26 protein-coding genes and 1 pseudogene are annotated in these 22,748 nt (G+C 33.9%); 8 read left to right on the plus strand and 19 right to left on the minus strand.

Annotated elements, in window-relative coordinates:
* Positions 1-27 precede the first annotated feature (27 nt).
* Together DCS95_RS18955 and DCS95_RS18960 are read right to left on the minus strand one after the other, a co-directional pair.
* The gene (locus tag DCS95_RS18955; protein WP_116772368.1) at positions 28-357 is read right to left on the minus strand and encodes an ArsR/SmtB family transcription factor; all 330 of its coding nucleotides are present in this window, start codon (positions 355-357) and stop codon (positions 28-30) included.
* Between the two features lie 110 nt (positions 358-467).
* Positions 468-1,367, minus strand: a complete 900-nt coding sequence (locus DCS95_RS18960; protein WP_116772369.1) for a helix-turn-helix domain-containing protein — start codon at positions 1,365-1,367, stop codon at positions 468-470.
* 160 nt (positions 1,368-1,527) lie between these two features.
* Between DCS95_RS18960 and DCS95_RS18965 the strand changes: the two genes are divergently transcribed.
* The 4 genes from DCS95_RS18965 (at position 1,528) to DCS95_RS18980 (ending at position 7,931) form a co-directional block, all read left to right on the plus strand.
* Entirely contained in the window at positions 1,528-2,625 is a 1,098-nt protein-coding gene (locus tag DCS95_RS18965) for an efflux RND transporter periplasmic adaptor subunit (protein ID WP_116772370.1), read from the plus strand.
* A gap of 7 nt (positions 2,626-2,632) precedes the next feature.
* Positions 2,633-5,752, plus strand: a complete 3,120-nt coding sequence (locus tag DCS95_RS18970; protein WP_116772371.1) for an efflux RND transporter permease subunit — start codon at positions 2,633-2,635, stop codon at positions 5,750-5,752.
* A gap of 16 nt (positions 5,753-5,768) precedes the next feature.
* A complete protein-coding gene (locus DCS95_RS18975; RefSeq protein WP_244178499.1) occupies positions 5,769-7,112 on the plus strand; it encodes a TolC family protein in 1,344 nt (447 codons plus the stop codon).
* Between the two features lie 183 nt (positions 7,113-7,295).
* Positions 7,296-7,931 (plus strand): helix-hairpin-helix domain-containing protein, encoded by a 636-nt coding sequence (locus DCS95_RS18980; RefSeq protein WP_116772373.1) that lies wholly within the window; start codon positions 7,296-7,298, stop codon positions 7,929-7,931.
* Between the two features lie 154 nt (positions 7,932-8,085).
* Here DCS95_RS18980 and DCS95_RS18985 read toward each other — a convergent pair whose 3' ends face one another.
* From DCS95_RS18985 to DCS95_RS18995, 3 genes are all read right to left on the minus strand, one after another.
* Positions 8,086-8,457, minus strand: coding sequence for a nuclear transport factor 2 family protein (locus DCS95_RS18985; RefSeq protein WP_208630772.1), 372 nt, complete (start codon positions 8,455-8,457; stop codon positions 8,086-8,088).
* 102 nt (positions 8,458-8,559) lie between these two features.
* Positions 8,560-9,006 (minus strand): hypothetical protein, encoded by a 447-nt coding sequence (locus DCS95_RS18990; protein ID WP_116772374.1) that lies wholly within the window; start codon positions 9,004-9,006, stop codon positions 8,560-8,562.
* Positions 9,007-9,131: 125 nt separating this feature from the next.
* Complete coding sequence (locus DCS95_RS18995; RefSeq protein WP_116772375.1) at positions 9,132-10,589, minus strand: aminotransferase-like domain-containing protein; 1,458 nt, start codon at positions 10,587-10,589, stop codon at positions 9,132-9,134.
* 97 nt (positions 10,590-10,686) lie between these two features.
* Here DCS95_RS18995 and DCS95_RS19000 point away from each other — a divergent pair, with 97 nt between their 5' ends.
* The gene (locus tag DCS95_RS19000) at positions 10,687-11,439 is read left to right on the plus strand and encodes an SDR family NAD(P)-dependent oxidoreductase (RefSeq protein ID WP_116772376.1); all 753 of its coding nucleotides are present in this window, start codon (positions 10,687-10,689) and stop codon (positions 11,437-11,439) included.
* Between the two features lie 2 nt (positions 11,440-11,441).
* Positions 11,442-11,930: a heme-binding beta-barrel domain-containing protein gene (locus DCS95_RS19005; protein WP_116772377.1), complete on the plus strand. Its 489-nt coding sequence runs from the start codon at positions 11,442-11,444 to the stop codon at positions 11,928-11,930.
* 136 nt (positions 11,931-12,066) lie between these two features.
* Here DCS95_RS19005 and DCS95_RS19010 read toward each other — a convergent pair whose 3' ends face one another.
* The 3 genes from DCS95_RS19010 to DCS95_RS19020 all read right to left on the minus strand — a co-directional run bounded on the left by DCS95_RS19010 (position 12,067) and on the right by DCS95_RS19020 (position 14,217).
* A complete protein-coding gene (locus DCS95_RS19010; protein WP_116772378.1) occupies positions 12,067-12,837 on the minus strand; it encodes an MBL fold metallo-hydrolase in 771 nt (256 codons plus the stop codon).
* A gap of 57 nt (positions 12,838-12,894) precedes the next feature.
* Positions 12,895-13,473, minus strand: coding sequence for a Crp/Fnr family transcriptional regulator (locus DCS95_RS19015; RefSeq protein ID WP_116772379.1), 579 nt, complete (start codon positions 13,471-13,473; stop codon positions 12,895-12,897).
* Between the two features lie 150 nt (positions 13,474-13,623).
* The gene (locus DCS95_RS19020; RefSeq protein ID WP_116772380.1) at positions 13,624-14,217 is read right to left on the minus strand and encodes a TetR/AcrR family transcriptional regulator; all 594 of its coding nucleotides are present in this window, start codon (positions 14,215-14,217) and stop codon (positions 13,624-13,626) included.
* Positions 14,218-14,289: 72 nt separating this feature from the next.
* Between DCS95_RS19020 and DCS95_RS19025 the strand changes: the two genes are divergently transcribed.
* Entirely contained in the window at positions 14,290-14,724 is a 435-nt protein-coding gene (locus DCS95_RS19025; protein ID WP_116772381.1) for a cupin domain-containing protein, read from the plus strand.
* A 226-nt stretch (positions 14,725-14,950) separates the two neighbouring features.
* Here the strand turns inward: DCS95_RS19025 and DCS95_RS19030 are convergent, their stop codons facing one another.
* From DCS95_RS19030 to DCS95_RS19085, 11 genes are all read right to left on the minus strand, one after another.
* The gene (locus tag DCS95_RS19030) at positions 14,951-15,403 is read right to left on the minus strand and encodes a WapI family immunity protein (RefSeq protein ID WP_116772382.1); all 453 of its coding nucleotides are present in this window, start codon (positions 15,401-15,403) and stop codon (positions 14,951-14,953) included.
* Between the two features lie 65 nt (positions 15,404-15,468).
* The gene (locus DCS95_RS19035; RefSeq protein WP_116772383.1) at positions 15,469-15,891 is read right to left on the minus strand and encodes an integrase core domain-containing protein; all 423 of its coding nucleotides are present in this window, start codon (positions 15,889-15,891) and stop codon (positions 15,469-15,471) included.
* 12 nt (positions 15,892-15,903) lie between these two features.
* The gene (locus DCS95_RS19040) at positions 15,904-16,626 is read right to left on the minus strand and encodes a helix-turn-helix domain-containing protein (RefSeq protein WP_164674242.1); all 723 of its coding nucleotides are present in this window, start codon (positions 16,624-16,626) and stop codon (positions 15,904-15,906) included.
* 320 nt (positions 16,627-16,946) lie between these two features.
* Positions 16,947-17,309 (minus strand): GNAT family N-acetyltransferase, encoded by a 363-nt coding sequence (locus tag DCS95_RS19045; protein ID WP_116772385.1) that lies wholly within the window; start codon positions 17,307-17,309, stop codon positions 16,947-16,949.
* Entirely contained in the window at positions 17,258-17,437 is a 180-nt protein-coding gene (locus DCS95_RS19050; RefSeq protein ID WP_116772386.1) for a hypothetical protein, read from the minus strand. Before DCS95_RS19050 ends, DCS95_RS19045 begins: the two co-directional genes overlap by 52 nt.
* A gap of 13 nt (positions 17,438-17,450) precedes the next feature.
* Complete coding sequence (locus DCS95_RS19055; protein WP_116772387.1) at positions 17,451-17,687, minus strand: DUF3303 domain-containing protein; 237 nt, start codon at positions 17,685-17,687, stop codon at positions 17,451-17,453.
* 145 nt (positions 17,688-17,832) lie between these two features.
* Positions 17,833-18,672 carry a YecA family protein gene (locus DCS95_RS19060; protein WP_116772388.1) on the minus strand — a complete coding sequence of 280 codons (840 nt, stop codon included), beginning with the start codon at positions 18,670-18,672 and terminating at the stop codon, positions 17,833-17,835.
* Positions 18,662-19,246 (minus strand): hypothetical protein, encoded by a 585-nt coding sequence (locus tag DCS95_RS19065; protein WP_116772389.1) that lies wholly within the window; start codon positions 19,244-19,246, stop codon positions 18,662-18,664. The genes DCS95_RS19060 and DCS95_RS19065 overlap by 11 nt, the downstream gene beginning before the upstream one ends.
* Before the next feature lie 581 nt (positions 19,247-19,827).
* On the minus strand, positions 19,828-20,313 hold the full coding sequence (locus DCS95_RS19075; protein WP_116772391.1) for a hypothetical protein: 486 nt from the start codon (positions 20,311-20,313) through the stop codon (positions 19,828-19,830).
* Between the two features lie 170 nt (positions 20,314-20,483).
* Complete coding sequence (locus tag DCS95_RS19080) at positions 20,484-20,939, minus strand: GyrI-like domain-containing protein (protein WP_116772392.1); 456 nt, start codon at positions 20,937-20,939, stop codon at positions 20,484-20,486.
* A 286-nt stretch (positions 20,940-21,225) separates the two neighbouring features.
* Positions 21,226-21,882 (minus strand): hypothetical protein, encoded by a 657-nt coding sequence (locus DCS95_RS19085; protein WP_116772393.1) that lies wholly within the window; start codon positions 21,880-21,882, stop codon positions 21,226-21,228.
* Positions 21,883-22,617: 735 nt separating this feature from the next.
* Here DCS95_RS19085 and DCS95_RS20705 point away from each other — a divergent pair.
* Positions 22,618-22,748 (plus strand): annotated as a pseudogene (locus tag DCS95_RS20705) (transposase); the annotation flags it as partial.

Here is a 22,748-nt window from a genome sequence, read left to right on the forward strand (position 1 = left end):
AAAACGATTAACTTTGTTAAATTTTTTTTAGCAGCAACTGTTGCTAGAGATATCTTGATCTAGAAATTGCGCCATAATACCTTTCATGCTAGACCAGTTGTCTTTATCAATACAATAACAAACGCTAGTACCTTCTACATTACCTTTTATTAATCCTAAATTCTTCAATTCTTTAAGGTGTTGTGATATGGTAGGTTGTGCCAAGCCTATTTCGCTGACCAAATCGCCACAAATACAAGTGTCTATCTTGAACAAATGCTGTAATATAGCAACACGTGCAGGGTGACCAAAAGCTTTTGCGAACATTGAAATCTTGTTCTGCTCATCGGTAAACATTTCTGTTTTTGCTAATCCCATATTATTAATATCAATTGTTTCATTGCAATATTACGATATAATGTTTACACGTAGCGCTAATTGAACGTTAAATTTACGTTATTCAATAGTTTATGGCTTATTGAAAGTAATTAAGATAGTGGTAGATATAATTCTTTTTGTTGCTTTCTAAAGGCTTTAGGTGTTTCGCCTACTGCCTTTTTAAAGGTTTTTGTAAAATATGAATTGTCGTGAAAGTTGAAGATATGTGCAATTTCTTCACAACTCATGTCGGTATACACCAAATACCTTTTTATTTCCATGATCAGCTTTTCATTGATCAATTCACTAACGCTTTTGCCCATAGCCTTTTTGGTAATACGGTTCAAATGCTGTGGCGTTACACAAAGTTGAGAAGCATAATCTACCACACTTCTATTGTACTTAAACTGTTTGTTGATCAACGATTCCAATGCTAATATGTGTTTGGTGTCTATATTCTTTTTGGTTCCTTTTGACTCTTCGTACAATCTAGATAGTTCTATTAAGATTAGGGTCAATTGCGCCTCTAAAGCATCATATTTTAAAGTGTTGTTAGAGTGGTATTCCGTTTCTAATCTTTTTAATAGTGTTTGAAACATGAGCAGATCTCCGTCTGTTAACTCTATTAATGGTTCTCTTAAAAATCTATTGAAAATGGGTAACGATTGTATCCATTGTTGTGCTCCGTGTTTTAAAATAAAGTCCGTTTGAAAAAGAATACCTATTCCGGCATCTTTAAACTCCCCTTTAATTTTTATTACTTGCCCAGGGCCACAGAAGTAAACGGTATTTTTTTTAGGGGTATAGTTATTATTATCAATACTTATCTCACAATTGTCATCTACGAAAAAAGAGATACCATAGTTTATATTTCTAAAAGGATTACCATTCTTTAAATACTCGGGCATATTTCTTGCTTTTAAAAGTATTAAACCAGGATGTATGGTGCCATTATGCATTCCATCTTCTTTATACAGCTCTGGTATGCCTATTTGTGGTATATCGTCCATAGGGAAATGGTATAAATTAATCAATAATTTACTCTTTTTATGAATAAAATTGGCTCAGTTATTCGCTTAATGTTCTAAAATTACCATAATAGGATGTTTTATTACCATTTTGGGTATTATTCCTAAACTAACTTTGCCGCTTAAAATTGAAAAATTAATTATGATACGCAAATTTGAAATTAGCATGAAGCATACCTATTTATGGCATTTTCTTAAAGGTCTTTCAATTGTTTTATTGGTTGTTTTAAATACTAGTTGTGGTAGTGAAGAAAAAACCGCAACAAACAAAATTATTAAGGTTAAAGTGATGAACGTTGGCGAGGGGTCTAATAACTTATCCTCTAAAATATCGTATAACGGAACCATTGAGGCAGATGTGTCTATAATGTCCAGCTTTCAAGTGTCGGGCAATGTGCTCAATGTACCTGTTCAAATTGGCGATTTTGTAAAAAAGAACCAACTAATTGCACAAATAGATGCTTCTGTTTATAGTAGTCAATATGAGCAACAACGAGCTCAAGAACGTTTGGCAAAGGAGAATTATGAGCGTATAAACAATGTATATCAAAAAGGTAGTATTGCAGAGATTAGAATGTTGGAAGCTCGTTCGAAATATGAGCAAGCACAGGCAGCTGTAAAAATGACCTATGAAAATGTACGTCATACAAAACTATATGCTCCAATGGACGGTTATATCAGTGATAAAATGATGGACGCCGGCGATTTGGCACAACCTGGTCAACCGGTCGTGGAAATAGTGAATATCAACTCCGTTAAAGCGGTACTTCCAATTTCAGATGGTGAAATCAACAGCATAACCAAAGGCGATTCCGCTACCGTAAGTATCCCTGCTTTAGACGATAAAACTATTGTAGGATTGGTTGATGAAGTTTCCATTCAGTCAAATCAAGGCTCGCCTGTTTATACAGCTTATGTGAAATTGAATAATGCCGACAAGCAAATAAAGCCCGGTATGACTTGTAATGTGAGTTTTATAGAAAAGTCTACGCAAAGTGAGAATAGCGAATCGGTTATTGTTATTCCATCAGAAAGTATTGCGGTTACAGAAGACGGTAAAAAGTTTGTGTATATAGTCAATGAAAACCAAGCAGAACGAAAGTATGTTGAAACCGGTGCTTTGTATGATAGCGGTATGGTCGTAAAAAAGGGTCTTGCCCAAGGGGATAAATTAATAGTCTCTGGCTATCATAAATTAACTCAGAGTACACCGGTAGAAATCGTAAATGACGCTAAGTAAGTTGAAGATGAAGAAAAAAAGCGGAGCAATAGATTGGGCATTTAAACATTCTACTTTCCCCATTGTACTGGCGTTATGTTTGGTGTTGATGGGTATTTACGGACTTTTAAATATGCCTAGAAACGAATTTCCAGACTTTACTATTCGGCAAGGTTTAATTATTGGGTCGTACCCTGGTGCTTCTTCCGAAAAGGTAGAGCAAGAACTTACGTCTAAGGTAGAAGAGTTTCTGTTCGGATATAATGAAGTAGATAAGACCAAAACATATTCTTATTCCAAAGACGGACTCATGTATATCTACGTGGAGATATCAGACAAAATAGATCATAATGCCACTGAGCAATTTTGGAACAAACTAAAATCTGAAATATTGATCTTTCAGCAACTTGAACTTCCACGGGAAGTACAGGGCGTTATAGTAAATAGTGATTTTGGTAGTACGGCAGCCTTAATTCTCGGGGTGCAATCCGATACCAGACCTTACAAAGACCTTCAGCGCCATGTAGAGGATATTGAAGATGAGTTAAGGCAGATCGATAACATGGCTAAAATTTCGCACTCTGGCGGACTTACCGAACAAATTGCCGTGTATGTCGACCAAGATAAATTGGCCAATTACGGCATTACACCTAACAGCATTGCCAGCAGTTTACAAAACCAAGGCGCCGTTGTAAGTGCGGGCACATTGGAGAATACAGAAAAGGAAAGACCTATTTATCTGGAAACTTCCATGACGACAGAAGCTGATATTGCAGGTCAAGTCATAAAAACTGAGCAGAACGGAAACATTATACGTGTAAGGGATGTTGCCCGTGTAGTACGTGAATATGATGATCCAGATTCTTATTTAACCATTAGCGGTTCTAAGGGTATGATCATTACCTTAGAAATGGCTAAAAAAGGAAATATAGTTCAGTTTGGAGAGGAAATAGATGAGCGCCTTGATAAAGTGATCAGGGAAATGCCGAGTGATATTAAGATTACAAAAATTGCCAATCAACCGGAAGTGGTAGATCATTCCATTAGTCATTTCATGAAAGAGTTTGGCTATGCATTAATCGGTGTAATCATCGTTACATTGATATTGCTACCGTTTAGGGTGGCATCTGTAGCGGCAGCAACGATACCTATTACCATATCGGCTACACTAGCTGTTATGTATTTTATGGGTATAGAATTGAACACGGTAACTTTGGCTGCTTTAATAGTGGTATTGGGTATTGTGGTAGATGACCCTATTGTAATTATTGACAATTATGTGGAAAAATTAGATGAGGGCATGTCAATACCAGATGCGGCCATTAGTAGTGCCAAAGAATTGTTTCCTTCTGTATTTACGGCAACCTTGGCTATATCTGCGACCTTTTATCCATTGTTGTTTTTTATGGAAGGGGTGGCATCCGATTTTATTAGTGCCTTTCCATATGTAATTATTATTGCACTCACATTATCATTGATCATATCCATTTTATTGGTTCCCTTTATCAATTCATTATTCATTAAAAAGGGATTACATGATAATCCTGAAGAGAAAGGTAAAGAAGAAAAGAAATCGATGTTGGATCGCCTTCAATCGTTTTTTGACAATGCGGTCAACAAAGCTATGGAGCGCTATAAACTAACCATTGGTTTAGGTATTGCAGCTATTGTAGTGGGGGTGATGCTTTTTGGAGGCATTAGTCAACAATTGTTTCCAAAGGTAGAGCGTAACCAATTTGCCATAGAAATAAATTTAACCCCTGGATCAAGTCTCGATGAGACTACTAAGGTGGTCAACGGATTGGAGAAAATTTTAAAGGCAGATGAGCGTGTAGCATATTATACCAGTTTTATTGGTGAAGGTTCTCCTCGTTTTCATACCCTGTATGCGCCTAATCTTCCTTCCAAAAATTATGCGCAAATTTTGGTAACGACAATTTCAGAAGATGCAACTGTAGAAGTTTTGACCGAATATGATCAAAAGTATGCAGATATGTATCCACATGCATATTTAAGAATGAAACAGTTGGATATGGCAGGTACAACTGCCCCAATAGAGGTTAGAATTTATGGTAATGATATTGACCAGCTTAAAAAGTATGGTGATACCATTATCAACATTGCCCGAAACACCCAAAAAACGCTTTGGAGCAGAACCGACTTTGGTAGTATGAAAGAAGCGGTGAAAATTGATGTTAAAAACAACGAAGCAGCCAGATTAGGTTTAAACAATAGATCCATAGCCAATGCTGTGGCAGTCAATACAACGGGTCTAAAAGCCACTGAGGTTTGGGATGAGGAATATGCGATAGATGTAAAGATCAAAAATGAAAATCAGCATGAACAGAACGTGTCAGATTTACGTCAATTGTCCGTTATTTCTCCGCAACGACAAGTAAAGGTTCCGTTAAGACAGGTAGCCGACGTTACATCACAATGGTCGCAAGAGCAGATTACCAATAGAAATGGAAACCGTTGTCTTACCGTTCGTGTAGACATTACAAAAGATGCGGTGGCCAACGAGGTACTTGCAGAAATGACACCCAGAATAGATGAAATTGAATTTCCCGAAGATCTTAGAATTGAGTACGGTGGGGAATATGAATTGCAGATAGAAAACAACGAACCTATGGGGCTTTCCCTTATGCTAAGCGTTGTGCTTATTTTCTTGATTCTTCTTTGGCACTTTAAAAACTTTATGCACGCGTTGTTGAGTTTTATTACCATGCCACTAAGTATTTTTGGTGCGGCATTAGGGTTGATTCTTATGCAATATCCTTTCGGATTCACTTCATTTTTAGGCTTGCTTGCCTTATGTGGTATTGTGGTAAGAAACGGTATTATATTAATTGATTATGCAGATGAATTAAGGCATGAGCATGGTTATAGTGTAAAGAAGGCTGCTATTCTAGCTGCCGAACGACGTATGCGTCCTATTTTCTTAACATCTTCTGCCGCTGCCGTAGGGGTTATACCAATGATCGTAAGTCGTTCGAGTCTTTGGGGTCCATTGGGTACCGTTATCGCATTCGGACTTATGTTTTCAATGGTGCTTACCTTATTTGTGCTTCCTGTTTTATACTGGTTGTTCTTTAGAAATGATGATAATGAAGCCACAAAAGAAGTATCGGTCAATGCTAATGTTTAATAGTAGAATTTAAGTAATGAAACATATAAAATCATATTTATACATCGGTATCAAATTACGAAGTACGTTAACAATGGTTTGTGCATTAGCCCTATTTGGTAATGCCTTTGCTCAAGAAATTACATTAGAAGAAAGTAAAGAAGCAGCTTTAAAACATAGTAATGCCATTAAAAACGGATTGTTGACTATTGAGAAATCTGAAGCTTTTAAGCGAGAAATGGTCGCTAATTATTTTCCGAATGTAGAAGCTAGTGCATTAGGTCTATACGCACCAAATGACCTTATAAGTCCAATTGAAGGTATATTACCTAACGGATTGGATAATATTTATAATGCCAGTGCCACGGCCACCGAGGTTATTTATGCGGGTGGAAGTATTAGAAATTCCAATGCATTGGCAGATATACAAATGCAAACATCACAGATTCGGGCAGAGCAAGCCGTAGATTCTGTCTTATTGGTAACGGAGAACAAGTTTTGGCAGCTCGTGCAATTACAAGAACAGCAAAAGGTTTTGGAGACCAACGAGACCTATTTAGATGAGCTTTTAAAACAGCAGCAAGATTTGTTGGAAGCAGGACTCATTGCCAAGAACCAATTGCTGCAAGTAAAGGTGAATCGTAGTGAACTGCTTTTAAACAAAAGTAGGTTAGAGAATATGCGCAAATTGGCATTGTTGGATTTTTCACTGTACGTTGGGGTGGCCTATTCGCCAAATATGAAAGTTGCAGCCAATTTTGACCAAACTACGGTGCCTGATTTTGTATACAGTGAGCCAGATTTGGATCTATCGGGTAATAGTAATTTTGAGCTTCTCGAAAAATCGATTACTGCAAGTGAACTACAAACTAAAATGGCAAAGGCAGATTTGTTACCGTCTTTGGCAGTTGGTGTTAGTGCGGTAGAGTTCGGTGCTTTTGATGATGCTATAGATAGTCAGTTTACCGGTTTTGCCTTTGGGTCATTAAGTATTCCTATTTCTGAATGGTGGGGAGGCGGAAAACAAAGATTGAAGCAAGAAAAAATACAGGAAGAAATAGCCCAGAACAACAGAATGGATGGCATTGACCAATTAAAACTAGCTATTACACAAAGTTGGTATGATTTACTTAATGCTCATGAACAGATTCAATATGCGCTTGAAAATAAACAGTTGGCAGAAGAGAATTTAAAAGTCAATAGGGATAACTATGATAACGGACTAAGTAACCTTACCGATTTGTTAGATGCTCAGGCAATGGCACAAAATGCCCAATCTAACTTGATAGATGCTTATACCAACTATGAAAATAAAGAGATTGCGTTCTTGTATAGAACCGATCAGTTGGTGATACCGCCTTTAGAAAGTCTTAAAGATTAATACCGTGTCTTTTAGTGGGTTTTGAAATTAAGAAAGGAAAATCTTTGGGGATAGATTTTGCTAGTTTAATAATTTAATGGTGTCTTTTTAACCGAATACATTAAATCAACAATTTCTTAACTTAAACTTTTGAAAATGAGTAATTTCTATGTTACTTTTATAATAGAATAAAATACTATAAAAATGGCATTGAAAAAAGAAGTAAAAGGTAAATATACATTAGTAACTTTCACCGTGGCGGAAAACGAAGCTCCTAGTACGTCGAACGTAATACTATTGGGAGATTTCAATAATTGGCAAACAAATGACAGTTCTTTTCAAATGGAAAAGAAGGGTGGTAGCTATGTTAAGAGTGTAAAGCTTGAGAACGGTAAAAGTTACGAGTTTAGATATTTGAGTGAAGATAAAGGTTGGTTCAATGATCATGCTGCAGACGCTTATGTTCCTTCTCCATATTTTGGTATAGATAACGGTGTTGTTGATTTAAGTGCCGTACCGGAAAAAAAGAAACCGGTAAAAAAAGCAGTTGCAAAAAAGACTACAGCTAAAAAAATCGTTTCTAAGGCTAAAAAAGATGATTTAAAGAAGATTGAAGGTATAGGACCTAAAATCGCCGCTATTCTGACAGAGAAAGGTTACGGTACATTTAGTGCGCTTAGCAAAGCCTCTGTAAAGTCTTTGGAGTCAATTTTAAAAGCAGCCGGACCTCGTTATTCTATTCATAAGCCAGGTTCATGGCCCAAGCAAGCTAAATTGGCAGCATCCGGTGATTGGGACAAGTTAAAAACCTTACAGAATAAATTAGACGGTGGTAAGTAATTTATCGTCTATTTGATATTTTGATATAAAAAAGGTCTCAAGTTTATGCTTGCGACCTTTTAATTTTAGTAGGATTAGAATAACAACTCCATCCTTTTAAAAATATCAGTACTCAATTTTCAAATATAGTTTTGGCAATAAAGATTCTTTCTACTTAGTTATCTCCTCTGCCCAAATATGCTCTTATAGAAGATATTTTACCTTCTTTGTTTAGGGTAATAACATCAACAACATACAATTCTTCTGTAGTATCTACGGTGATTTTTAGTTCTGCGGCAACCGTGTTCTTATTTTCATAAGTGGACAGCACTTCAATTTCAATGGTGTCTGCATTTTCAAAGTTTTTACGAGTTTCTTTTAACGCATTCTCTTTTCCTTCAACACGAATTTTCCAGTCTCGTAGTACAATATCATCAGAAAACATGGTTTCAATACTACTTAAATCTTTATCAGCATATTTCTTTAAATATGAAATTGATATTTCTTTATTGGAAATTTTAGTCATAACTACCTTTTTTTCTATCATAGCAGAAAATTATTTTTTCTCAAGATAAAAAATCCGATACGATTATATAAATAGCACGTAGTAAATTGCCATAAATCATTTGCATTATCAGCAAACCATTGTTTAGTCTATAAGTATTTTATAAACTCCGGTTTCGGTGTCGAGCTCGAACTCGGCATTGGTAATCGTAATTTCATTATAATCGGTATAACTGCAACAGTCTGCCAATTTTCTTTCGGCATCAACATAAAAATTAAAGAGTTCGTTTTCAGCAATACTAACCTCTAAATTTACAATTTCTGTTTCCCAACCAATTGAGTTCACCTGTATTAAATTAAGTTCGTTTTCTGATATGAATGAAAATTCTATGGTTTCATTATTCAAGCTATTGATTATCTCAATGTCATCGGACTCAAAAGTGTTATTTGTAAATAGGTTTTCTCCACTCGCTTGGTCTATAATTTCAAAATGAAAACTTTGGGGAGGGGTAAAGCATTCTCCACAATCATCGTCAATGCAACTTTGAAAAATTATTGTAAAAAGTATTGCCAATAAGTAAACTTTTTTCATTTATAGTTTTCTTTATAGATGTAATCCTTTTAAATAGTTGCGTTCAAAAATTAGATAGTGTTTTGATTTGTATATTGTTAGCAATTTTTGCTACGATCTTCTTAACTAAAAATGGCAAATGCTTTTTATCCCTTGTGCGTGCTAGTCTTTTCTGTATACTTTCCCGCTAACTTGCCAATTTGTTTTAAAGCATCTTCGATTTTTTCGTTATAAGGTTCAGAATAGCTAATTCTAATATAATTTTTATAATATCCATTTGCTGAAAAAATTTCACCAGGTGTAATTAGAATTTTTTCTTTCAACACTTTTCTATAAAACTCGTAGCCATCAAAAGACGCTGAAAAGGCTATCCAAAAAACATATCCACCTTTCGGAATTTCAACATTAATTTCAGAAGGAAAATAATTTAAAATTGCATTTCCATATTTTAACATATTCAAATGCAGCTGTTTTCTAAGACTTTTTAAATTCAAGTCAAAACGTCCTGTTTTCATAAAATCTACTAAAGCTGCTTGTGTAATGCTATTTGTACCTAAAGATAATAGACGTTTTTGCTTAGTAAATTCTTGCGATTTGCTTCCAGTTATACAATACCCGATTCTAAATCCGGGAGCTAGAGTTTTTGAAAAGGAAGAACAATAATAGACAATACCTTTTGTATCAAACTGTTTTAAAGTGGCTGGTTTGTTCTTTTCAAAATATAAATCGCCATATACATCATCTTCTATAATATTAATATTAATCTTTGTTGCTATCGCTACAATTTTTTCTTTGACTGAAGTATCTAAAGTTACGCCAGTAGGGTTATGGAAATTAGAAGTGATTAAGCATAAAGTAATTTGCTTTTCAATTAATACCTGTTCAAAAGCTTTACTGTCAAAATTCGAAGATTGGTTAAAGTCATATGTATGTATTTTAACATTCTTGTTTTTTAATAATGAAATGATATTATAATAACAAGAGTCTGCTATTAGAATATTATCTCCGTTTTCAGTTAAAATATTTATACAAATTCCAATAGCTTCTAAACAACCAGCTGTAATAATAACATCATCAATTGAGTAGGCTTTATTTCCATTAATGATTTGTAATAGTATTTGCTTTCGCAATTCAATGGAACCAATAGGGTTTTCATATGGAATTAAATTATGCTTATTGTGTAAAATAGAAGTTTGTAGCGATTTATACAGTTTTTTTATAGGTAGCATTTCAATAGAGGGAGTTGCAGAGCTAAAATCGACCTCAATATCACCTAATTTTGAGCGTTCTATTTCCTCTATCATTTCATCTACATTTTTTGCCTTTGTAGCTGAATTTTTAGTGCCAGTGATTTTTTCTTTTAAGTGTTTTACTTTTTTTAATTGCGTAGCACTTAAACTTACATAGTAACCCGATTTATTTCTGGCTTCTATTAAACCTTTAGCTTCAAGTTCGTAGTAGGCTTTGAATACAGTAGAAGGACTCACTGCAAATTCATTACAGGCTGCTCTTACAGAGGGTAATTTATGACCAACTTCAAATATTCCATGATGAATTTTTTCTTCAATGGATTGCGCTATTTTTTCAAACTTAAAATTATTCATAATTGGAAATCTGATATGGTGTAAATATAAAAATCTGAATCTGTTTTTTCTTATTTATAAGTTAGAATTTTGGCACGTAATTTAAACTTTAAAACAGATGAATAGAATAGCTTTTATAACAGGTGCATCATCAGGTATTGGTAGGGCGACTGCCAATATTTTTGCAAAGAATAATATAGACTTAATTATTTGTGGTCGAAGAAGAGAAAAACTAGATGAATTAGCATCAACACTTAGTCAGCATGTAAAAGTACATGTCTTATGTTTTGATGTTCAAAACTTTGAAGAAACAAAAGATAAAATAGATAGCTTACCAGAATATTTTAAAAATATAGATGTCTTAGTAAATAATGCGGGTGGAGCTCATGGTTTGTGTAATTTTATTAATAGTGAGATTGCTGATTTAGAAAGCACAATTGATTCCAATGTGAAAGGACTACTCTATATCTCAAAATTGATAATTCCGCATATGATTTCAAATAATAAAGGACATATCATTAATATGAGTTCTATTGCTGGAAAACAAGCATATCAGAACGGTCTGGTTTATTGTGCTTCCAAAGCTGCTGTAGAATCAATTAGTAAAAGCATGCGTTTAGAACTTGTTCCATTTGGTATTAAGGTTACAAATATTGCTCCAGGGGCAGTTAATACCGAATTTTCATTAACTCGTTTTAAAGGAGATAAAAAAAGTGCAGATGCTGTTTATGAAAATTACCAGCCTTTGGTTGCCGAGGATATAGCAAAATCTATTTTTTATTGTATTGATCTCCCTAAACATGTTCAAATTGCCGATATGACTATTTTTCCTTCAGCGCAAAGTGCTGCAACAACAGTTTATAAAAATTAGCTATGTGCAAATTTAGTTTTGAGTCGTTTGCCAACAGTATTGTTGGAACTTGGAAAGGTGAAGGTTCAGGAATATTTCCAACAATTAAAAATTTTGAATTCATAGAACATCTAGTGTTCAAAAAGGATGAGGAAAGGGCTATTATTCATTATGAACAAAGAACTTGGCTTAAACCAAGTTCATCACAAAAAAGAAGAAGCTCTCATTGGGAATCTGGCTTTATTTCATTCGAAAATGAGGAACAATTTTGCATGAACAATGTACATGAAAATGGTAGAATGGAATGTTTGAATTTGAATGAAATTAAGATGTCAAAAGATTCTTATCAGCTTTTGTTCGAATCAAGAATACTTATTAATGACGATAGGATGGAATCTTCTAAAAGAGAATGGAATTTTGAAAATAGAACATTAAACTATGAAATGTTTATGGGAACAAAAACAGTACAACAACAACTACATCTTAGAGCTTGTTTAATTAGAGAAATATAGTCTGTTTTTATAATTAGAAATTTTAGCTTAGGCAATCGGTCTTGTGTATGTTTTCGTTGCTTGTTTATGCATTAAAGTTAGTAATGGGTTATACAAATTTTAAGTATGAATCTCAGTAAATTGTCGGCAACTAGTTTTATTCGATTTCAATTGTTTCACCATCATTCGGTATTCTTGCTTTTTCGATTAACCCTTGTTTTTTAAGTTCAGTCGCAAGTTGTACTCTTGTCGTAGGGCAGTGGTTAACCGCTTCTAAATGATTTGCAATTACAATTCCAGGTGCGTTGTTGGTAAATGTAATAATATCATCCATTGTCATTAGTAATGGTTTAAAAATATCTAATTGAGCAGTTCCACAAGCGACTACGTTGATGTCGGGCTTATACTGTTTTAAAACTTTGTCAACATTTTCTGTGTAAACGGTGTCGGCACTTAAATAAATAGTTTTCTCATTTGGCAATTGGATATAGAAACCCATAACGTTACCCATTGGTTTCGCAACAAAACCATAACCGTGCCTTGCAGGAATACCTTCAACAGTTCCTCCTAAAAAATCAGATTTTTTCCAATAATCAACAGTTTCAACTACATTAAGACCTCGTTTTTTTAATGTTTGTTCATCCTTAATGCTACAAGTAATAGGGATATTATTTGTTTTTAAAAATTCTTCTGCCTTTTTGTCTAAATGGTCTGGGTGTAAATGTGTTATTATACAATGTGTTGTTTTATTCACAATCTCCATTGCATTATTTGGTAAATCAAGAATTGGATTTCTTTTAGGTTTAAATCTGAAAAGTGTAAAAGGTGGTCCGGCAGTTCCTTTTTCTCCTAGCATTGGGTCAACTAAAATAAATTGGTCTTTAGCCTCTATGACCATTGTGGCATTTCGTAAGTGATGTATTTTCATAATTTTGTTTTAAGATTCAAAATTATAATGAGATAGTTTTCTTTTCATTGATTTGAATCAAGAAATACGCTTACGGATTCTGCTTAAAGTTTCAGGTGTAATATTTAAGTAAGAAGCAATATGATATTGTGGAATTTTTTCAAGCCAATTTGGTCTGTAAATGAAAAGTTCATTGTACAGTTCCTCCGGACTTTTGGTTAATCTATTGTATTCAAAAAGTTCTTTGTTTCTAAGCAACCGTTGAAATGATAATTCAATAAAGGATTTTCCGCAGTCGTACTCCTTTAGCAGTTTTCTAAAGGAACTTTTGTCGATTGCAAGAAGCTCAACATCACTTAAAGCCTCTTGATATTTTTTCGTTTTAGTATTGGCGTTAAAAGAAGTTAAATCAGTAATAAACTGAGGTTCGGTAAAGAAGTTAATGTTGGTCTCTTTCTCTGAAGTTGCATAATATTCTCTTACGACACCTTTATTTAAAAAGCGCAATTTTTTTTCTTCTGTTCCGGCGCTAAGAAGTTGCGTTCCTTTTTTAATTTTTTCTAATTTGAATAACGAAAGTAACTTCCGTAAGCCATCTTTATTTAATGGATATTCGGTTTCAAAAAATGACGATATCTCTTTTAGCTTGTTGTTCATTTAGCTTGTTGCCAACGGTTGGGGCTATGGTTTCGTTACGGAATCGTTAGCGAGGACTATTCCGAGATAAACAAGCCATCATTGCAAGATAAGAATTTGCGTTTAGGAAATTCCGACGCAGTGGATAATAGCTCTTGTTGGCAAATGACTTTATAATTTTTTATCCATAGAAATCCCTTTTAGAATCATTTCCATTCCCCAACTTAACAACTCTTTAGATTGCTTATTATTTAATCCACAAACGTCTTTGGTCACTATCAACGGTTCCATACCCATTAGAACAGTTAACAGATTTGATAATTTGTTTTTCTCCTTTTGGTTAAGATTGGAGTCTTTGAGGGCTAGTTGTAGTGTTTCTTTTCTCCTCGCTCCACGTTTATTATTGGCGTTATTTGGTTTTATTACAACGCTCAAATATTTTCTGAAAGCATTTTCGTTATCTATTGTGAAAGAATTATAATATTCTTGTATACCTAATAGTCTTTCCTCTATATTGAGATGGTATAAGGCTTTGTTAATAGTTTCAGAATCTTTCGGTATATCTAAGGCAGCTTCACTTGTTAATATATCTACATTTGAGTAGTATCTATAAATTGTGGCACGGGATATTTTAGCTTTTTTAGCCACATCTTCTAGAGTAAACTCCTTTCCCTTATCAATGAAATATTTTGCGCTGGCAATGATTTCTTTTCTTGTTTCTAACTTTTGATTTGCTCTACCTGAGCTAAGATATTCATCATTCATAAGACAAATATCTTATAAATATTGTTAAATTAAAAATCTTATTTTATATTTGTAAGACAAATGTCTCATAAAATGAAAAACGCAGCAACAAAATGGATACTAGGTCATAAGGTTACGACCTATGATACTTCAGCAGATTACGATTTAATGATGGGTGAGAGTCCAGCAATGGCGCAAGGACCTCCTCCTCATCTACATTATTCTTATAAGGAAGTATTCTTAATAGTAGAAGGTGAAATGGAATTTATGGTCGATGGTGAAATAAAGATTTTGAAAGCAGGAGAATCAATAGATATTTTGCCAAAAACATTACATACGTTTGGAAATAATAGTGATAAACCTTGTAAATGGGTTAATATTCACAGTCCAAAAGGGTTTAGGAAGTTCTTTGAAAATTTAGGAATTCCAATAACTGAAAATAATGCCTTAGAACGTTCGATTGCCCCAGAGGTTATTCAGAAAGTTATACAAACGGCAGCAGATTTTGACATGTATATAAAGGCATAATATACGATTTCAGCTTGTTGCTAACGGTTATGCTAATTGTGCGGAGGCAAGGAAACTTTTCGTTTCCGTTTGTGCACGAAGCTAAAGCAAATTGTTTAGTATTTTTTCAAAAGCTAAATTCATTCCCGATAGCTATCGGGATTAGCGACATCATAAATATACACAGACCTTTCGGTTTTGCCCTAAAGTCCGCATTACGTTTGACATTGTTGTGCGTAGGCTTTTTTCATCCAACCGCTCTTCTTGGATACGGTTGCAATTCTTTTTTTAGTCCTTCTATGACTTTTTGCAATTGCGAGTTATCCATTTTACAGTCCACAAAATAATTTTTTTTGTCATCTGCACTCTGAGGTCTAGATTCTAAGTCAAATTTTATGCGAACAGTTTTAAAGTCCACTCCAGCTTTGATTAGCTCAAATGCCAAATTTGGCTCGATAAAATCCAAACATTCATATTTTGGCGTTTTGTTTAAAGATATTTTTTCGAACCACTCTACTATTTCTATTACATCTCCAACCAAAAGTGATGGGTCAACAGTTTGCCAATTTCCATAGTCACTTTTTACATTTAGATAAATCAATAACCAGTTAGAATCATATTCGCAATTCGTTATTTTAGGAAACTGATAATTCGTTATTTTTAATTCTACAGTTTGGTTATTAATGCCGTGAAATATCATTCAATTTCGTATAATTTTTAGCTGTTCGTTAAGAGACATAGTTTACAGAAGTTAAAGATTAGACTTTACACTAAATTAGTTTCTAACCTTGTAGATTCTTGTTTGTTTCTTAGGTTTCTTTGATCAAAGAAACCTAAAAATACATTTCTGTAAAAGACTTTCCAAATGCCGTTACCTATATCCTCAATAGCTACATATTTTCCTTTCAGAGCCGCTGACACATATACCCAGTAATATGATTTCCATCTTACAGCTCCACTTTCGGTTACTTTAAGAACCTTATATTTGGTATCATAGTCAAAGTTTGGTATTCTTTCTGGAAAAGGTCTGGTAGAATAGTCATGTATATCCGCTGGTGTTTTCATGTCCAATGCTTCATGTGGTCTTATGTTATTGTACTCTTTTACAAAATGGTTCAATCGACGTTGTTGTGCCTTTAAATCAAATGCAGAAGGTTTGGCACATGCCGCTTTCAGATCACGGTGCATACGTTCATGCCTTCAATTTTGTTGCGGACTGGCAGGGTCGGAAAATACAGGGTAAATGCCAAGTTCTATAAACCAATAGGATAGCTGTGTAAATCTTTGAATGGCCCTGACCGAACCAAAAGGACTTCCATTGTCCGTGTGTATTTGTTTGGGAATGCCATATATTCTAAAAACCCTTTTAAATTCAGCCTTGGCGGACTTTAGGTTTTCTTTATAGTGACCTTTGGCCGTGAACAGGAATCGGCTTCTGGAGTCGGCAATAGTAAGTGGATGACAATAGATTTTATTGCCCATCAAGAATTTTCCTTTATAATCTGCACTCCATACTTCATTACAGGATTTAGGATCGAAAATAGGGTGGACCGGTTTTACTCTTCTCATCCTTTTTTGAGGACATACCAGACCGTTTCTTTTAAGGATATTATGAACAGTGACCACAGAAGGCACTTCTTCTTCGTTAAATTCTTTAAACAATAATTCCCTTATTTTTTTAGCGCCCCAAAGCTTGTATTTCCTTTTTAATTTTAGAATGCTTTCAACGATATTTTCCTTGGTAGCGTTGGGATGTTTTCCAGGAGCTCTTGAGTGTTCTTTTAGCCCTTCAAATCCTTGGTTTTCAAATCTGCTTATTAACTTATAAGCTGTCGGTCGAGAGATTTCAAAACTTTTACATAATTCCGTTATAGTGTACTTTCCTGTACGCCATTCACAAATAAATTCGATTTTTTGTTCCATTGTTGTTGTTACTTTCCAAGGCATGATAATTTGATTTTCATCTCAAATTAACTCCTAAAAAAGTGTAAACGATGTCCCTTTAACTTTGTAAACGATGTGCCTTTAACGTACCTAGCTTACGCACAACGTCTCGGCTATGGTTAGTACGGGAATTAAAATTACTGAATTTCCGATTAAGCACTTAGCCAAAACTTTTTATTTTGTTTTATCTTTTATTTTAAAGCCAAATCAAAAGATTTGGCGGACTTGGTTAAAAGCTCTAAACTTTGGATTAAGCACCAAAACCCGTATTAATTATAGCCATTGTTGGCAAATCGTTTTTATTCCGCAATCAATATTTTTTCCATTTTATAATCCTCAACAGAATGTCCATTCGGGAACGAGTTAATAAGCGATTCCACTATTTTAAATCCATTTTTTAGATAAATGTCAATCGTATTCTGGTTATGTTGGTTAACAATTAGCTCAATTTTTTCAATTCCGTTATTCGTCGCAAATTCGTTAACATATTCCAACGCTGTTTTTCCGATTTTCAACCCACGAAACGATTTTAAAATATATAGTTTGCTCAAAATTAGTTTTTTATTCAGTTTTTGAATTCCTAAATATCCAACATTTTTAGTGTCAAAATTTAAGAGAAAATAACTAAAATTCTCATTTTTAATTTGTTTTCCAATTGCAATTCCGTCAAAAAATAATCGGTATGTTCAGCAGGAATTATTGGGTCATAAACTTCGTGCAAAATCTCTTTTGCTAATTTTTCAATGATTTTAAATTCAAACGTGTTATTAGCTTTGTTAATTTCAATCATTTTGTAAAGACACTTAATCTATTGGAAAGATTTCAAAATCTGTATATTCTTTCCAATTATTAGTCCATTCTTCAAATAATTCAGGTTTATTTGTTTCCATAAGTTGGAAACAAATACTCTGTTCTTTATTAACCCAAGAATTTAAATAGTAAAGACCCTCAGGAAGCATTCTTCCTTTCTTATTCCATAATTCATTGTTTTTCTCAAGGCAATTAGGTTTGAATTTTTCAACAACCATAAATTTTTTCATTATTCTCTGTTTTAATGTTTGCCAACGGTCTAGTATAAGAATAGTAGCGGATTTCTTTGCACTAACTTTTCATTTAAACACAGACCTTTCTTATTATTATTTCATTTCGTGTTAGCGATTAAACCGCTATTATTTTTATACATTGTTACCTGCTGGCTTTTAACGTATTGGTCAATAGTGTTTTGTTTGTCGGATTGATAACAATAAACTCGTAATGAGGATATTTTTCTCCAATTTTTAATCCGCAACATTTTTTAAATTTCTTTCCTGAATTACAAGAACACTTGTCATTTCTGCCAATATTTCCATAATCAGATTTTTTTATTTCTCGTTCGCTAACTTCTAAATCCCAAATTTCAAAGGGTGAATGAATGTGGGCGAATAAATAGTCAATCGTTTGGTAGTTATATTGGTCAACTTGCTCGCCAGTTTTTTCGTCTTTTAAAAACATCACAGAATATTTGTTTCCAGGATTTTCAACTAGCGATATTCCCAATACTTCCGCTTCTGTTACAATTCTATGGCACATTTCTCCATTATAAATTTCTCCAATAATATGTCCACAAGGGTTTCTAATAGAAATCTCTTGATTACAAATACTGCATTCTTTTTTCTTTTTCAGAGCTTCCATACTTGCAAAAAGCCTATATGGAAATATTACTTGTAAATTTTTTACAGACTTCTCAATGTGCCATAAAAAGAACTCTTTTTTATTGTAGCTGAAATGTCTCTTTAAACCGCTTATGGTAATTTCAATTCTCTCTAGTTGACACCAACCTTGATAATATGACTTTTCTTTGAGTAATTTAAAAGCATTTTGATATAGTTTATGAACTTCTATAATTGTCTGACAAACCCAAAGTTCTTTAGCCTTTTCTTGATTATTTTCTTTTACATAATCTTCTTTCTCTTTCTGAAGTTCATTGTGAAGTTCTGCTAGTGTATCATATGTTAATTGATGTATGTTGTGAAGCCTACTCTTCATAATCTTTCAATGATTTTAAAACACTATCAATTTCGGAAGCAGGACCTTCATAGCTTATGTTTTTAGATTTTCCAACGGAATCGACAACAGTAACCGAAAATTTTATGTGAGTTGGTTCTAAATATTTTTTGTCTGATAAATTACTTATATGATTGTTTATTGTTGTATTTGTCGATTTATCAATAATTTGAATTTGCGGTTTGGTATTATCTTCTTTGATGTATTGGTCATAAACATATGCAGATAATACATTAACAAATACTGCTATTGCAACAGATTTTACTAAAAAATTCCCAAGACGTTTATAATCGCTGTAAAAGGCAAATTCTTGATAATCTTCATCTTTAATACAAATATCTATCGTTTGATTTGCCGGAAGGTTTTCTTTAAAATACCTTAAAATATTTTCAGTCCCAATTGGAAACATTAAGGGGTTTTGCGTGTCTCTTAAATTTTCGAAAGGAATTAAAAGAATAGATTTATCAGTTAATAATTTCTTCAAGTCCGCTGTAACAAATTCCTTGTTAAGCCAAGTTTCAAAGTTGTCATTTGTATCGTTTATTGTTAATTCCATTCGTAGTGTTTTTTCAGCTTGCAGGTAACAATCATATATGAGTACAATTGCACATATACCCCTATTATCGAGGAATATGTGTAATAGTTTTTCTGCTCACTAATATACTATTAAAGAATAAACCTACAATTATCAACGCACTCTCCATTACGGAAAACCATAAAGGCTATAAATTATTTAAGTCTGCTTAAGAAATGACTAAAAACAGCGAACTGACCAACCATTTTATTTTTTATTGTTAAAAATAAGTGGGTCTTACCCAATTTATAAGTCTGAGGAAGATAAATACCATCGGGCTCGCACAGGCGAACAAGGTGATGCACCTCTCGGCGATCGCCTACAACCTCAAAAAGTACCTGAAATTCGAGAACGAACACCCGAAAAGTGGGGCAGGAAAGCTTGCCCTGCCATTATTCGTAAAAATCATGGTCCATTACGTGAAAAGCCTTTCTCCTGCGCACGGAAAATTCACGTTCAACTTCTAGCTTAGCATAAAAAAAGCCCCTTAAAGAGGCTTATATCGATAGTAATTATCTCTAATTATTGGCTTGTGCAACGGTTACTTTTGTTGTGTTTAGTTTTTATTTTTCAGCCTCTGTGTCCACATCAAATTCGAAGTAATATTTTCTACTTTGCGAGGGTATAATTGAGTCCATATATTCAAAGCCGTAAAAGTCCCAAACATAACCTCTAAGCTTATTTTTTCCAGGCTCATAGAATGTTCTTCTAAATACTGCACTATGTCGTTTATCTTTACTTTCAATCCATTTCTGATTTAGCGAGTCAATTTCTAAGTTAGCAAAACCTTCAATATCGATTTCATATTCGTTTGATAAGTCCTTTTTCAAAGGTTCATCTCCTCCCGTTTGCAATACGACAAATATTTGCGAATTTTTTTCAGCGAATTCTGAGTCCAGTAATATTGCCATTGCTTTAATTGGCTCGTTAATCTTAGACGGGGTCAAAAGTTTAACGACAACTTTTGGTTCACTTGAGTTTCTCTCTTTTCCTTTTTTTCCACATCCAATAGCAAGAAGAACAAGAAATATAATTAAGATGTTTCTCAAAGTTTTCAATTTTTTTTCAAATTAAACACAACGGTCTCGTATAACAGTCAGTTACGGGTTAAATTAGTTATTATTTTCTTTTATTCACTAGCGTTAGCAATTCCGAGTGGATTCGTACGTAGTCGAATCCGCCGTAATTGCGATTATACATTGTTGTGGTGCGTTTTTCATTATTCGGTCGCAATGAAAATTTCAACTTCTGACTCTTCTCCGTTTTGGGACTTTTCTCCATAAACTTCAAAATCCGCGGTATATTTTCGGTTTAGTTCTTTGTCTTTTGCCCAAATCGCTTGCCAAGATTCAACTACCGCATTCGGCATTTGTCCTTTTGCAACAAACTTCTGATATTTCCCACCATTGAATTCTCGTCCAATTAGTTCGTTTGGAACTTTGTCAAGTGAGCTCACTCTTTGTCCGATTATTGTTTTATATTTTCCTTTATAATCAGATTCGTAGTCGGTGTAAATTGAATAAATTTCGTCACTTATTTTATTCGGAATTTTGCTCGGAACATTTTCACCATAAAATTGCTCCCAAAGTTCGCCTAAATCCTCGGCAGATTTTCCGTTTTCGTTTGTCGTTTCTGTTTCTATTCCGATTATTTTGAAATTTTCAATTAGTTCCATTTTCTATATTTTCCGTTCTGTAATTTAGTTCGTTTGATTGTCCGCTTAACTTTATTGTTTAGCACGATTTTTTGGTCAAATGCACCATAACGGTTTTGTGTATGAAAAGTAGCGTGTAAAAAGACACTAACTTTTCGGATTAACACAGAGCCGAATTTTTATATTTTGTTTTTAACTTATCTATTTTTAAAAGCCAAATTTAAAAATTTGGCGGTCTTTGCAAATAAACACAAACCTTTCGGTTAAGCACTTATTAGCTATGTTTTATACACCGTGTTGTGCAACGTTATTTGTTTTTCATAATGGCTTTATAATCATTCTCAATTCGTTCAATTAATATTTTTCCGTGACAATTTTTATAATTTTTATTTCCGCCACAGATACATTTTTTTCTCAAATTCCCACCATTATTAATGTATAGTTCTAGTTGTGATTTTAAATCTTCATATTCATAAATAATCTTTCCAATATGTGGCTCTATTTCTAATTCCCAATCATTTTTTCGTTTTCCAAGAGAATAAAATTTACTCAAAGTTTCACAGACTTTAATAAAGTGGTCTACGACTTTGTTTTTTGTAATATTTACTCGGTAATTATCAATGATTTGACCTTTATATTCAAAATCGTTGTCTGAGACGAACATAATTTCATCAAAGTCAATTTCTCTTGGTGTTATATCAATTAACTCCTCATTATCGTTTTCCCAAACAGCGTGTCGTTCCGCTTCGCATAATATATTCGTTTGGTAAATAGCCCACCCGTAATGAACTTTTCCTCCGTCAAATTCTACTTTTTTGTCAACATTTCCGAAACAATTTAAAGGTTCAGAATATTTTTCAGTTTTCACAGGAACTTGTTCAGGTTCAAATTCCGAGTCAATCTTTTCGAGAAGCTTTTGTACAAACTCGTTCTTCTCTTTCGGACTTGTAAAAATTGATTCCAATAAACTCTTAATTTTCTGGTTCGTTAATGTTGCACAACGTTGCGGCTATGATTAGTACGTGCTTTGTGCACGTGGATTTTCCATTGGAAAATCCGCCGTAACAAAGTACGTACTTTGCTGCAATTAAGCAATTCCCTGCGTATTGATTATAGCCCGTGTTAACTAAAGTGGCGACACGGCCGAGTAAGCACATACTGGTTTCGGTTCCGTTTTTTCTGCGTCCAGGTCGGAAATCGGTCCGTCTGAATTTTATTGTTTAATTGCTTTGGAAATGGAACTGATTCCGGTTTTAAAAATTCCGGTCTAATTTCGGTTCGGAAAGAATTGTGATTTAAATTCCGTCTGTTTTTAAGTAATTCGGGGAGCATTTTAAAACTCGGACCGAGTAAGAATTTTTTCCGTTAAATTTCCGTTCCAGCATATTCCGACCGAGTTATAGTTCCGTCCGTAAAATTGCTAAAGATGCGCAAGATTTACATCCAATTATTTTTTGGAGCTATTTTAGTTAACAATGGTATATGTGGACAATTGCACATATACCCCTATTATCGAGGAATATGTGTAATAGTTTTTCTGCTCACTAATATACTATTAAAGAATAAACCTACAATTATCAACGCACAGTCCATTACGGAAAACCATAAAGGCTATAAATTATTTAAGTCTACTTAAGAAATGACTAAAAACTGAGAACTGACCAACCATTTTATTTTTTATTGTTAAAAATAAGTGGGTCTTACCCAATTTATAAGTCTGAGGAAGATAAATACCATCGGGCTCGCACAGGCGAACAAGGTGATGCACCTCTCGGCGATCGCCTACAACCTCAAAAAGTACCTGAAATTCGAGAACGAACACCCGAAAAG

The organism is Maribacter litoralis (assembly GCF_003075045.1).
GTDB lineage: Bacteria > Bacteroidota > Bacteroidia > Flavobacteriales > Flavobacteriaceae > Maribacter > Maribacter litoralis.